The sequence below is a fragment of the Pseudomonas sp. GLN_2 genome (assembly GCF_043106005.1).
Lineage (GTDB): Bacteria > Pseudomonadota > Gammaproteobacteria > Pseudomonadales > Pseudomonadaceae > Aquipseudomonas > Aquipseudomonas alloputida.
The window spans coordinates 50,108-63,012 of the sequence record NZ_JBICMC010000039.1; the positions used below are offsets into that span (position 1 = coordinate 50,108).

The following is a 12,905-nucleotide window of genomic DNA, read 5'->3' on the forward strand; positions in this document are numbered from 1 at the left end:
CCCCTGACATACATAAAGCTGGTCCCAGGGCACACTTTCCCTGCCTTTCACCCAGGGACGACTTCATGGCCAGCCTTCTTCCAGAATTCATCATCCGTAAACTCGCAGCTCAAACATTCCACAGCTTCGACCATTTCTCCCAAGCTTTCTGGCTGGCGATCGCAGAAGATCCGATCTACAGCCAGCAATTCATCCCCGCCCAACTCAACCGCCTCAAGAAAGGCTGGCCCCCTCGCGCGCCATTCCATGAAACGGCAAAGGGACTGCGCTCGTATCAGATATGCCACCTGAACCCGCCCGAGTGGGGTGGGCTGATGTACGACGCTGAAAACCTGCGGATCATGAGCGCTATGCAATACGCGCTTTCTTCGGAGACAACATGGTAATCAGCTTGAAGCACAGCCTCACCGACTACACCCACGGTGAGTTCCGATCGATTGTTGGGGCGTTGATTCAGGCGACAGGCTCGCGTGATTGGCAGGACCGATTGCTGGAGCATTTTATCGATGTGGTTGAGCATCCTGATGGCGCCGACCTTATCTATAGCCCCGACAAGGGACGGGGAAGATGCTCCGAGCAGGTCATGGCGCGCATCATGGAATGGAGAGCCTCCAAGGGGCTTGCAGTGTTCAGAATTAAAGATAGCTAGCCGCCCGGGTCTGGATACAGTTCTGAGGCTAGCGAAGAACCTTTGGGAACGGCGGTGCAAGGCACCGGCCTTGCCGGTGTTCGCGGCTAAAGCCTCTCCTACACTGATTGTGAAAACTTTCAGATTGTCAGCAATGCAGTTGCTCTTACAGGCACCGCACAAACCAGGATTACGCGTATAAAAAAACCCGCCGAAGCGGGTTTTTTCTTACAGGCTATCGCTTAGATCGCGCCACGCTGACGCAGCACGTCCAGCACCTGTTTAACGCCTTCGTCCACGCTGGTGGCCTGGGTGTCGATCACAAGATCAGCATCCAGCGGCACATCGAACGGGAAGCTCTCACCCGGGATGTTGTCGCCACCGGCAGCGTACAGGCCTTGCGGGTCACGCTCGCGGCAAACCAGCGGCGAGGCCTGGACGTAAACGGTCACCAGGCGTTCCTTGCCGATCAGCGCCTTGGCCTGTTCGCGGCCTTCGGCATCCGGGGCCACGAACGCAGCCAGGGTGAGCATGCCGGCTTCGTTGAACTGGCGCGCCACATGGGCGGCGCGGCGCCAGTTCTCGGTACGGCCAGCGCGGTCCTGTGGCAGGCCCTTGTTCAGGTCGTGACGCAGGTTCTGGCCGTCGAGCACGTACACCGCACGGCCCATGTCGAACAGCTTGCGCTCCACGGCATAGGCCAAGGTGCTCTTGCCAGCACCCGACAGGCCGCTGAACAGCACGGTGGCTGGCTGCTGACCGAAGCGCAGGGCGCGCTCTTCGGTGGACACGTGGGCCTGCTTGCCATGATGGCCGGTGCTGCCGTGTGGCAACACGGGCGGGGCGATGATCATGCCGGCGCCAACGGTGCCGTTGGTCAGGCGGTCGATGACGATGAACGCACCGGTGGTGCGGTTGCTGTCGTAACCGTCGAGGGCGATCGAGGTGTCCAGGGCTACCTTGACGCGGCCGATCTCGTTCAGTTGCAGCGCGCTGGCAGCGCCCTGCTCCAGGGTGTTCACATCGACCTTGTGGGTGATGCTGGCAATCGAACCTGGCACGTAGCTGGTGGCACGCTTGATGTCGTATTTCTTGCCCGGGAGCATCGGCTCCTCGGCCATCCACACCAGCATGGCGTCGAACTGGTCGGTGACCGGCGGGACATTGTCGGCATGTACCAGCAGGTCGCCACGGGAGATGTCGATCTCGTCTTCCATGGTCAGGGTCACGGCCTGGCCTGGGCCAGCGTTTTCCAGTTCACCTTCGTAGGTGACGATGGACTTGACCCGGCTGCTCTTGCCCGACGGCAGCACGACAATCTCGTCACCTTTGTGCACCACGCCGCTGGCGATGGTACCCGCGAAGCCGCGGAAGTTCAGGTTGGGACGGTTGACGTACTGCACCGGGAAACGCAGGTCGGTGAAGTTGCGGTCGGCCGAAACCTCGACGGTTTCGAGGATTTCCATCAGCGTCGGGCCGGCGTACCACGGCGATTGCTCGCTGTGGTTGACCACGTTGTCACCCTTGAGCGCCGACATCGGCACGAAGTGCAGGCTGCTCGGGGTCAGGTTGATGGCTTCGGCAAACTTCAGGTAGTCGGCCTTGATCGACTCGAAGACGCCTTCATCGAAGCCCTTCAGGTCCATCTTGTTGACCGCGACCACGATGTGCTTGATACCCAGCAACGACGCGATGTAGCTGTGGCGGCGGGTCTGGGTCTGCACGCCGTAGCGGGCATCGACCAGGATGATCGCCAGGTCGCAGGTGGACGCACCGGTGGCCATGTTGCGGGTGTACTGCTCATGGCCCGGGGTGTCGGCGATGATGAACTTGCGCTTGGCGGTGGAGAAGTAGCGGTAGGCGACATCGATGGTGATGCCCTGCTCGCGCTCGGCCTGCAGGCCATCTACCAGCAGCGCCAGGTCGACTTCTTCGCCGGTGGTGCCGACTTTCTTCGAATCACGGGTGATGGCCTCGAGGTGGTCCTCGTAGATCATCTTGGAGTCGTGCAGCAGGCGCCCGATCAGGGTGCTCTTGCCGTCATCCACGTTGCCGCAGGTGAGGAAACGCAGCAGTTCTTTACGCTCGTGCTGAGCCAGATAAGCGAGGATATCTTCGCTGATCAAATCGGATTGGTGCGACATGGAGTAACCCTGAAAATTAGAAGTAGCCCTGACGTTTTTTGTCTTCCATGGAACCGGCGCCATCGTGGTCGATGACCCGGCCCTGGCGCTCGGAAGTGCGCGTCAGGAGCATTTCCTGAATGATGTCGGTGAGCGTCTCGGCTTCCGACTCGACAGCGCCCGTCAGCGGGTAGCAGCCGAGGGTACGGAAACGCACCTTCTTCTTGACGATGCGGGCTTTCTCTTCCTCAGAGAGGTGCTCGAGGATGCGTTCGTCGTCGATCATGATCAGGGTGCCGTTCTTCTCGATGACTTCACGCTCGGCGGCGAAGTACAGCGGCACGATCGGGATGCCTTCAAGGTAGATGTACTGCCAGATGTCCAGTTCGGTCCAGTTCGACAGCGGGAAGACGCGGATCGACTCGCCCTTGTTGACCTTGCCGTTGTACACGTTCCACAGCTCGGGGCGCTGGTTCTTCGGGTCCCAGCGGTGCTTGCTGTCACGGAACGAGTACACACGCTCCTTGGCCCGCGACTTCTCTTCGTCGCGGCGCGCACCACCGAAGGCAGCGTCGAAACCATGCTTGTCCAGCGCCTGCTTCAGGCCCTGGGTCTTCATGATGTCGGTGTGCTTGGAACTGCCATGGGTGAACGGGTTGATGCCTTGCGCCACACCCTCAGGGTTGACGTGGGTGATCAGCTCCAGGCCCATTTCCTCGACCATCTTGTCGCGGAAGCTGTACATCTCCTGGAATTTCCACTGGGTGTCGACGTGCATCACCGGGAACGGCAGCTTGCCCGGGAAGAAGGCCTTGCGCGCCAGGTGCAGCATCACGGCGGAGTCCTTGCCGATCGAGTACAGCATCACCGGGTTGTCGAACTCGGCGGCCACCTCGCGGATGATGTGGATGCTCTCCGCCTCCAGCTGTTTCAAGTGCGTCAGTTTGTCGACCATGGCTACTCACGAAAAACGATCTTATGGACGGCCTGCGGGCCGTGTTCGAGCGAGCCACTTTATCACAGCGGCTGCTTCTATTTAGGAGGCTGGCTAGATCGAAAAAGTCTAACGATATGACTGGGGGTTTGGGCTGGCAGGGCCGGCCTCTTCGCAGGTGAACCCGCTCCTAGGAGGCCCGCGCGTAGGAGCGGGTTCACCCGCGAAGGGGGCGACACCGCTATCAGATAGGGTTCGGGCAATCGATGAACAGGTGCTCCACGGCAAACCGTCGTACCAGGTAATCGCCCAGTGCCTGCACCCCGTAGCGTTCAGTGGCATGGTGCCCGGCCGCAATGAAGCTGACGCCATTCTCGCGCGCACTGTGGTAGGTCTGCTCGGACGCCTCGCCGGTCAGGTACAGGTCGACCCCAGCAGCAATCGCCGTGTCGATATAGCCCTGCCCGCCGCCGGTACACCAGCCCACCCGTCGGATCATTTGATTGCCTTCGACCAGCAACGGCTCACGCCCCAGCACCTGTTGCACCCGGCGGGCAAAATCGCGCGCGGTCATCGGCTCGGCCAACGAACCGACCAGGCCGACCACCTTGGGGTTTTCCGGGTCAAGCGGCCCTTCGACAGTGATCTTCAGTCGCCGCGCCAGCTGCACGTTGTTGCCTACTTCCAGGTGCACGTCCAAGGGCAGGTGAAACGCCAACAGGCTTATATCGTTATTCAGCAAGGTCTTCAGGCGACGCTGGCGAATGCCGGTGATGCACGGGTTCTCGCCCTTCCAGAAATAACCATGGTGCACCAGCACCAGATCAGCCTCGGCCTCGACGGCCGCATCCAGCAATGCCTGGCTGGCGGTAACACCACTGACAATGCGGCTGACCTGCGGCCGGCCTTCGACCTGCAGGCCATTTGGGCAATAATCCTGGATCTTCGCGCTGCCCAGGTAACGCTCGGCTTCCTCGACCAGGGTGTTTAGAGCGACGGCCATGAAAATCTCCTCGAAAACTGCGCTTTTCTCGGGCACAACGCCTGACGAACGCCCGTATAATGCCGGCCATTATGGGCCGTCGCTGTCACTGGGGGAACCGGTGTATGATCGCCCGCGCTCATGCCCCACTGCCAGGCCGCTGGCCCCTGCTCTTTCCAGGATTCGTTCATGTTCAAGGCTTTGCGTTACTTCGGCTGGCCCCTGCTTACCGGCATACTGATCGCCATGCTGATCATCCAGCGTTTTCCGCAATGGGTCGGGCTGCCCAGCCAGGACGTCAACCTGCAGCAAGCGCCACAGACCACGCGGATCATGCAAGGCCCGGTGTCGTACGCCGACGCCGTGACCCTGGCCGCCCCGGCGGTGGCCAACCTGTACACCACCAAGGTGGTGAACAAAAGCGCCCACCCGCTGTTCGAAGACCCGCAGTTCCGCCGCTTCTTCGGCGATAACCTGCCCAAACAGCGCCGCTGGGAATCAAGCCTGGGTTCGGCGGTAATCATGAGCCCAGAGGGCTACCTGCTGACCAACAACCATGTTACCAGCGGCGCCGACCAGATCGTCGTAGCCCTGAAGGATGGCCGCGAAACCCTGGCCCGCGTGATCGGCAGCGACCCGGAAACCGACCTGGCGGTGCTGAAGATCGACTTGAAGAACCTGCCGGCGATCACCATCGGCCGCTCCGACACCATTCACATCGGCGACGTGTCACTGGCCATCGGCAACCCGTTCGGCGTCGGCCAGACGGTGACCATGGGCATCATCAGCGCCACTGGCCGCAACCAGCTGGGGCTGAACAACTACGAAGACTTCATCCAGACCGACGCGGCGATCAACCCGGGCAACTCCGGTGGCGCGCTGGTGGATGCCAATGGCAACCTGATCGGCATCAATACCGCGATCTTTTCCAAGTCCGGTGGCTCGCAGGGCATCGGCTTCGCCATCCCGGTAAAACTGGCACTGGAGGTGATGAAGTCGATCGTCGAACACGGCCAGGTGATCCGTGGCTGGCTGGGTATCGAAGTACAGCCACTGAGCCAGGAGCTGGCAGAGTCGTTCGGCATGAAGGACCGCCCAGGCATCGTGGTGGCGGGTATCTTCCGCGAAGGGCCAGCGGCCAAGGCCGGGCTGCAACTGGGTGACGTGATCCTGAGCATCAATGGCGAGCCGGCCGGCGACGGGCGCAAGTCGATGAACCAGGTAGCGCGGATCAAGCCCAACGAGAAGATCACCATCGAGGTGATGCGCAACGGGCAGCAGTTGAAGCTGATCGCCGAGGTGGGGCTACGGCCGCCGCCAGCGCCGGCTGTAACGCAAGAAGAAAAGTAAGGTGAGGCCTTAAGCCGTTCCGCAACCCTGTGGGAGCGGCCTTGCGTCGCGATGGGCCGCCTAGCGGCCCCAACATTTCAGCTTCGCAGGGCATATGCCCGGGGCCGCTTTGCGGCCCATCGCGACACAAGGCTGCTCCACAGTTGGCCGAGTCTGCAGCCGCTACTGCATCAATGCAGGATCTGGCTGAGGAACAACCTGGTCCGGTCACTGCGCGGCCGGTCGAAGAAGTCATCCGGCGCGGCCTGCTCCACAATCTCGCCCTTGTCCATGAAGATAACCCGGTTCGCCACGGTACGGGCAAAGCCCATTTCGTGGGTCACGCAGAGCATGGTCATGCCATCCTCGGCCAGGCCCACCATGGTATCGAGCACTTCCTTGACCATTTCCGGGTCCAGTGCCGAGGTCGGTTCGTCGAACAGCATGATCTTGGGCTTCATGCACAACGCGCGGGCAATGGCCACACGCTGCTGCTGGCCGCCAGACAACTGACCAGGGTACTTGTGTGCCTGCTCCGGAATCCGCACACGCTCCAGGTAGTGCATGGCAATTTCCTCGGCCTTGCGCCGTGGCATCTTGCGCACCCACATCGGCGCCAGGGTGCAGTTCTCCAGGATGCTCAGGTGCGGGAACAGGTTGAAGTGCTGGAACACCATGCCCACCTCGCGGCGGATGGCCTCGATCTGCTTGAGGTCGTTGGTCAGCTCCACGCCATCGACCACGATGCGCCCTTGCTGATGCTCTTCCAGGCGGTTAAGGCAGCGGATGGTGGTGGACTTGCCCGAGCCGGACGGCCCGCACAGCACGATGCGCTCGCCCTGGCGCACATTCAGGTTGATGTCCTTGAGCACATGGAACTGGCCGTACCACTTGTTCACACCCTGCATCTGGATGATGCCTTCGGGGCCAGCAGGCTGCTTGATCGCTTCACTCATTTCGAAACTCCTAACGCTTGTGGCCAGTGTCCAGCTTGCGCTCCAGATGCATGGAGTAGCGGGACATACCGAAACAGAAAATCCAGAACACCAGGGCGGCGAACACGTAGCCCTCGGTAGCCATGCCCAGCCAGGCCGGGTCGGCCGCGGCTTGCTTGACGCTGTTCAGCAGGTCGAACAGGCCGATGATGATCACCAGGCTGGTGTCCTTGAACAGGGCAATGAAGGTGTTGACGATGCCGGGAATCACAAGCTTCAGCGCCTGCGGCAAGATCACCAGCCCCATCGAGCGCCAGTAGCCAAGGCCCATGGCCGCGGCGGCTTCGTACTGGCCCTTGGGGATGGCCTGCAGGCCGCCGCGCACCACCTCGGCGATGTACGCCGACTGGAACAGGATCACACCGATCATCGCCCGCAGCAGCTTGTCGAAGCTCATGCCTTCTGGCAGGAACAACGGCAGCATCACCGACGACATGAACAGCACGGTGATCAGCGGTACGCCCCGCCAGAACTCGATGAAGGTCACGCACACCACTTTCACGGCCGGCATCCTCGAACGCCGGCCCAGTGCCAGCAGGATGCCCAGCGGCAAGGCGCCGACGATGCCCACCGTGGCGATCACCAGGGTCAGCATCAACCCGCCCCACTGGCTGGTCGGTACGCTTTCCAGGCCCAGGTACCCACCGTGCAGCAGGGTATAGGCCAGTACCGGGTACAGCACCAGGAAGCCCAGGCCATAGAAGGCCTTGCGCGGGAAACGCTTGATGAACAGCGGCGCGGCGCCGAGCACGGCAAGCCACACGGTCAGGTCCACACGCCAGCGCAGCTCAGTCGGGTAATAGCCGTACATGAACTGGCCAAAGCGCTGCTGCACGAACACCCAGCAGGCGCCTTCCTTGGTGCAATCGGCGCGCGTGGTGCCGAACCAGTTGGCATCGATCAACGCCCACTGCAGCAACGGCGGCACGATCAGCCACACCAGGTAGAGGGCGAACAGGGTCAACAGCGTGTTGAGCCAGCTGGAGAACAGATTGGCACGCATCCATGCGAGCACGCCGACGGTTTTCACCGGTGGCGGCATATCGGGTTTGAAAACATGGGCATTCACGGGCGTATCCTCACCGCTCGATCAGCGCAATGCGCTTGTTGTACCAGTTCATCAGCAGCGAAATGCTGATGCTGATGGCGAGATAGACACTCATGGTGATGGCAATCACCTCGATGGCCTGGCCGGTCTGATTGAGCACGGTGCCGGCGAACAGCGAGACCATCTCCGGGTAGCCGATACCGGCCGCCAGCGAAGAGTTCTTCGCCAGGTTGAGGTATTGGCTGGTCAGCGGCGGAATGATCACCCGCAGTGCCTGGGGAATGATCACCTTGCGCAGGGTCGGGCCCTCGCGCAGGCCCAGCGAGCGCGCGGCTTCGGTCTGGCCATGGCTGACCGAACGGATACCGGAGCGCACGATCTCGGCGATGAAGGCTGCCGTATAGATAGTCAGCGCCAGGGTCAGCGCCAGCAACTCGGGGATCAGCACCCAGCCACCGACAAAGTTGAAGCCTTTGAGCTGCGGCACCTCCCAGCTGACCGGGCTGCCGAACAGCAACACGCTCAGCCCTGGGATGGCGATGAACAGCGCCAGGCCCACCCAGAACTTGTGGAATGGCACGCCGGTCTCGTCGAAGCGCTTGTTGGCGAAGCGCACCATCAGCACGATCGCGACAATCGCTACTGCCAGGGCCACCACGAATGGCCAGAAACCGTCGGCCATCGACGCACCCGGCATGTTCAGGCCGCGGTTGCTGATGAAGAACATGTCATCGATGTTGATGCTGCCCCGCGGCCCCGGCAGGGTCAGGAACACGGCGAAGTACCAGAACAGGATCTGCAGCAACGGCGGAATGTTGCGGAAGGTTTCCACATACACGGTTGCCAGTTTGCTGATCATCCAGTTCGGTGACAGGCGCGCTACGCCAATGATGAAGCCCAGAATCGTTGCCAGGATGACGCCGATGAAGGTCACCAACAGCGTATTGAGCAGGCCGATGACGAACACCCGCGCATAACTGTCGGATTCCACATAGGGGATCAGGTGCTGGGCGATACCGAAGCCGGCACTGCGGTCGAGGAAGTCGAAGCCCGAGGTAATGCCCCGGTGTTGCAGGTTGGTTTGCGTGTTGTGAAACAGGTACCAGCCCAGGCCGACCACGAAGACGATCGTGAGGATCTGGAACAGCCACGCGCGCACACGCGGATCGTTAAGGGACAAGCCCTTGGGTGCGCCGATTTGATTTTGCATGAAGTGCCCCGGACAGTAGGGATTCGAACAGCCTGCGGCGGCGGAATGCCGCCGCAGGGTGCAGCCATCAGCGCACTGGAGGCGCGTACTGGATGCCGCCGTTGTTCCACAGGGCGTTCATGCCACGGTCGATCTTCAAGTCAGTGCTCTGGCCCAGGTTCTTCTCGAACACTTCGCCATAGTTACCCACTTGCTTGACGATCTGCACTACCCAGTCTTTGGGCAGCTTGAGGTCCTTGCCATACTCGCCATCCGCACCCAGCAGTCGGGCGACATCCGGGTTCTTGGTGGCCTTGGCCTCGGCCTCGACGTTCTTGGAAGTGATGCCCGCTTCTTCGGCATTGAGCATGGCGAACAGGGTCCACTTGACGATGCTGAACCACTCCTCGTCGCCTTTACGCACTACCGGGCCCAGTGGCTCCTTGGAGATGGTTTCCGGCAACACCACGTAGTCGGTCGGCGCAGCCAGCTTGGAGCGCTGGGCGAACAGCTGCGATTTGTCCGAAGTCAGCACGTCGCAACGGCCAGACTCCAGCGATTTGGCGCTCTCGTCAGAGGTGTCGAAGGTAATCGGGGTGTACTTCAGGCCATTGGCACGGAAGAAGTCCGACACGTTCAGCTCGGTGGTGGTACCGGCCTGGATGCAGATGGTCGCGCCATCGAGCTCTTTGGCGCTGGAAACGCCAAGCTTCTTGTTGACCAGGAAGCCGACGCCGTCATAGTAGGTGACACCCGCGAACACCAGGCCCATGCCGGCATCGCGCGAGCTGGTCCAGGTGGTGTTGCGCGACAGCACGTCGACCTCGCCCGACTGCAGGGCAGTGAAGCGTTCCTTGGCGTTGAGCTGGCTGAACTTGACCTTGGTGGCATCACCGAACACGGCGGCGGCCACGGCGCGGCAGACATCGGCATCGATGCCGACGATCTTGCCCTGCGCATCAGGTACCGAGAAGCCTGGAAGACCGTCGCTCACGCCACACTGGACGAAGCCCTTCTTCTTGACCGCATCATAGGTGGCGCCGGCCTGGGCAGTGCTCACGGCGCCCAGCGCGGCGGCAGCGGTCAGGACTGCCAGGGTGGTTTTCAACATCTTCATTCACAACCTCCAAATCGCTCTTGTTGTATCGAGCCGGAATTGCACCGCACCCTTTTGAGGCGTATCCGACCCGTATTGGCTTGTTATTGGGTCAATTGGCGCAATGGACTGTTCTGTGACAGCCTTCGCGTGCAGAGGGTGTTACCGTCACGGCCTGCCCTTTGCATCACAGGTTGAGTTGCAAACCGCGTACCAAATTTTCTGGCTGTAGCGTTTAAGCGCTCGTCAAGTAGGAAAAGTTGTATCGTTGCGACATTCTTTTTCCGACAATCATTTCCGGTGCTTTCTTTTCACGCACGCCATAACAAGACCCGCACACTTTCGGAGCAGTCATGACCAACCCGCTGATTCTCGAACCACAGAAAACCGCTGACGCCTGTGTGATCTGGTTGCACGGTCTGGGGGCCGACCGTTACGACTTCCTACCTGTGGCCGAATTCATGCAGGAGCGCTTGCTCAGCACACGCTTCATCATGCCCCAGGCACCGACCCGCCCCGTGACCATCAACGGCGGCTATGCCATGCCCAGCTGGTATGACATCAAGGCCATGACCCCGGCCCGTGCCATCGACGACGCGCAGCTGGAAGCTTCTGCCGAGCAGGTGGTTGCGCTGATCAAGGCCGAGCAGGCCAAAGGCATCAACCTGTCGCGAATCTTCCTGGCCGGCTTCTCCCAGGGCGGCGCGGTGGTGCTGCACACTGCCTATATAAAGTGGCAGGAAGCACTGGGTGGGGTGATCGCCCTGTCCACCTATGCTCCCACCTTCAATGACCAACACCAGTTGAGTGCCTGCCAGCAGCGCACACCAGCCCTGTGCCTGCATGGCGTGCATGACTCGGTGGTCATCCCGTCCATGGGCCGTACCGCCTTCGAGTACCTGAACACCTGGGGCGTCGCTGCCCGCTGGTACGAATACCCGATGGAACACGAAGTGGTGGTCGAAGAACTGAACGATATCCACGACTGGCTGAGCAAGCAGCTGCAATAGGCAACCTCGCTTGTAGTTGTGGGCGTATTCCGCTACGCCGCGCCCGGATCTTGCATTACACTGCCCGGCGTACATTCCTTAATCAGTTGATGAGACGACCGTGCTCAAAGCACTCAGAAAAATATTCGGCAAGGGAGAGGCCGCACCACAAGCCGCCGCTCCTGCTGCCAGCGTGACGCCGGAAGCCCGGCCCGCGGCAAAACCGGCCGCACCCCATGCCAACCCCGCCCCCAAGGCTGAGCAACCTGCCGCCGCTACGCCACCTGCCGAACAACCGGCCAAGGAAAAACCGCGCCGCGAACGCAAGCCCAAGCCGCAGGCCAGCCTGTGGAAGCCCGAGGACTTCGTGGTCGAGCCACAGGAAGGCAAAACCCGCTTCCACGACTTCAAGCTGTCCAACGAGCTGATGCACGCCATCCACGACCTGGGCTTCCCGTACTGCACGCCAATCCAGGCGCAGGTCCTGGGTTATACCCTGCGTGGCCAGGACGCCATCGGCCGGGCCCAGACGGGCACCGGCAAGACGGCCGCCTTCCTGATCTCGATCATTTCCCAGTTGCAGCAGACGCCACCGCCTAAAGAGCGCTACATGGGCGAGCCGCGCGCGCTGATCATCGCCCCCACCCGCGAGTTGGTGGTGCAGATCGCCAAGGACGCCGCTGCCCTGACCAAGTACACCGGCCTGAACGTGATGAGCTTCGTCGGTGGCATGGACTTCGACAAGCAGCTCAAAGCCCTGGAAGCGCGCCACTGCGATATCCTGGTGGCTACCCCGGGCCGCCTGCTGGACTTCAACCAGCGTGGCGAAGTGCACCTGGACATGGTCGAGGTGATGGTGCTTGACGAAGCCGACCGCATGCTCGACATGGGCTTCATCCCCCAGGTCCGCCAAATCATTCGTCAGACACCGCCGAAAAGCGAGCGCCAGACCCTGCTGTTCTCCGCCACCTTCACCGACGATGTGATGAACCTGGCCAAGCAGTGGACCACCAACCCGGCCATCGTCGAGATCGAGCCGGAGAACGTGGCCAGCGAAACGGTAGAGCAGCACGTGTATGCGGTGGCCGGCAGCGACAAGTACAAACTGCTGTATAACCTGGTGACCCAAAACAAGTGGGAACGGGTGATGGTGTTCGCCAACCGTAAGGACGAAGTGCGGCGCATCGAGGAAAAGCTGGTACGCGACGGTATCAATGCCGCCCAGCTGTCGGGTGACGTGCCGCAGCACAAGCGCATCCGAACCCTGGAGAGCTTCCGCGAAGGGCGCATCACCGTGCTGGTGGCCACCGACGTGGCCGGGCGCGGGATCCATATCGATGGCATCAGCCACGTGATCAACTTCACCCTGCCGGAAGACCCTGACGACTACGTGCACCGCATTGGCCGTACCGGCCGTGCCGGCACCAGTGGTGTGTCGATCAGCTTCGCCGGTGAAGATGACTCGTATCAGCTGCCAGCGATCGAAGCGCTGCTGGGGCGCAAGATCAAGTGCGAGATGCCGCCGGATGAACTGCTCAAGCCGGTGCCGCGCAAGCATCACTGACCTTCAGCAGGCTATATGCGCCCTGTGG

12 protein-coding genes are annotated in these 12,905 nt (G+C 61.3%); 5 read left to right on the forward strand and 7 right to left on the reverse strand.

Translation table 11 applies throughout. From position 1 onward, the window contains the following. The first annotated feature begins 65 nt into the window (after positions 1-65). Positions 66-386 carry an S-type pyocin gene (locus ACF8Q6_RS10400; protein ID WP_392493755.1) on the forward strand — a complete coding sequence of 107 codons (321 nt, stop codon included), beginning with the start codon at positions 66-68 and terminating at the stop codon, positions 384-386. Beyond that, positions 380-649 (forward strand): bacteriocin immunity protein, encoded by a 270-nt coding sequence (locus ACF8Q6_RS10405; RefSeq protein ID WP_392493756.1) that lies wholly within the window; start codon positions 380-382, stop codon positions 647-649. Before ACF8Q6_RS10400 ends, ACF8Q6_RS10405 begins: the two co-directional genes overlap by 7 nt. Before the next feature lie 221 nt (positions 650-870). On the opposite strand, the gene cysN is transcribed toward ACF8Q6_RS10405, so the two are convergent. The 3 genes from cysN to ACF8Q6_RS10420 all read right to left on the reverse strand — a co-directional run bounded on the left by cysN (position 871) and on the right by ACF8Q6_RS10420 (position 4,688). After that, the gene (gene cysN / locus ACF8Q6_RS10410) at positions 871-2,772 is read right to left on the reverse strand and encodes a sulfate adenylyltransferase subunit CysN (protein ID WP_003251801.1); all 1,902 of its coding nucleotides are present in this window, start codon (positions 2,770-2,772) and stop codon (positions 871-873) included. 16 nt (positions 2,773-2,788) lie between these two features. Continuing rightward, a complete protein-coding gene (gene cysD, locus ACF8Q6_RS10415) occupies positions 2,789-3,706 on the reverse strand; it encodes a sulfate adenylyltransferase subunit CysD (protein ID WP_003251799.1) in 918 nt (305 codons plus the stop codon). 223 nt (positions 3,707-3,929) lie between these two features. Next, positions 3,930-4,688, reverse strand: a complete 759-nt coding sequence (locus ACF8Q6_RS10420; protein ID WP_392493757.1) for a Nif3-like dinuclear metal center hexameric protein — start codon at positions 4,686-4,688, stop codon at positions 3,930-3,932. A 168-nt stretch (positions 4,689-4,856) separates the two neighbouring features. On the opposite strand from ACF8Q6_RS10420, the gene algW reads away from it, so the two are divergent. After that, the gene (gene algW, locus ACF8Q6_RS10425; RefSeq protein ID WP_003251794.1) at positions 4,857-6,017 is read left to right on the forward strand and encodes a Do family serine endopeptidase AlgW; all 1,161 of its coding nucleotides are present in this window, start codon (positions 4,857-4,859) and stop codon (positions 6,015-6,017) included. Positions 6,018-6,187: 170 nt separating this feature from the next. On the opposite strand, the gene ACF8Q6_RS10430 is transcribed toward algW, so the two are convergent. The 4 genes from ACF8Q6_RS10430 to ACF8Q6_RS10445 form a co-directional block, all read right to left on the reverse strand. Next, positions 6,188-6,952 carry an amino acid ABC transporter ATP-binding protein gene (locus ACF8Q6_RS10430; RefSeq protein WP_016498022.1) on the reverse strand — a complete coding sequence of 255 codons (765 nt, stop codon included), beginning with the start codon at positions 6,950-6,952 and terminating at the stop codon, positions 6,188-6,190. Between the two features lie 10 nt (positions 6,953-6,962). Next, positions 6,963-8,060 (reverse strand): amino acid ABC transporter permease, encoded by a 1,098-nt coding sequence (locus ACF8Q6_RS10435; protein ID WP_392493943.1) that lies wholly within the window; start codon positions 8,058-8,060, stop codon positions 6,963-6,965. Positions 8,061-8,070: 10 nt separating this feature from the next. Beyond that, positions 8,071-9,249: an amino acid ABC transporter permease gene (locus ACF8Q6_RS10440; protein WP_003251788.1), complete on the reverse strand. Its 1,179-nt coding sequence runs from the start codon at positions 9,247-9,249 to the stop codon at positions 8,071-8,073. Between the two features lie 67 nt (positions 9,250-9,316). After that, positions 9,317-10,345, reverse strand: coding sequence for an amino acid ABC transporter substrate-binding protein (locus tag ACF8Q6_RS10445; protein WP_014859324.1), 1,029 nt, complete (start codon positions 10,343-10,345; stop codon positions 9,317-9,319). 332 nt (positions 10,346-10,677) lie between these two features. Here ACF8Q6_RS10445 and ACF8Q6_RS10450 point away from each other — a divergent pair, with 332 nt between their 5' ends. Then, the gene (locus ACF8Q6_RS10450) at positions 10,678-11,334 is read left to right on the forward strand and encodes an alpha/beta hydrolase (RefSeq protein ID WP_192907687.1); all 657 of its coding nucleotides are present in this window, start codon (positions 10,678-10,680) and stop codon (positions 11,332-11,334) included. Between the two features lie 100 nt (positions 11,335-11,434). Further along, a complete protein-coding gene (rhlB, locus tag ACF8Q6_RS10455) occupies positions 11,435-12,877 on the forward strand; it encodes an ATP-dependent RNA helicase RhlB (protein WP_004575111.1) in 1,443 nt (480 codons plus the stop codon). Positions 12,878-12,905: the final 28 nt, after the last annotated feature.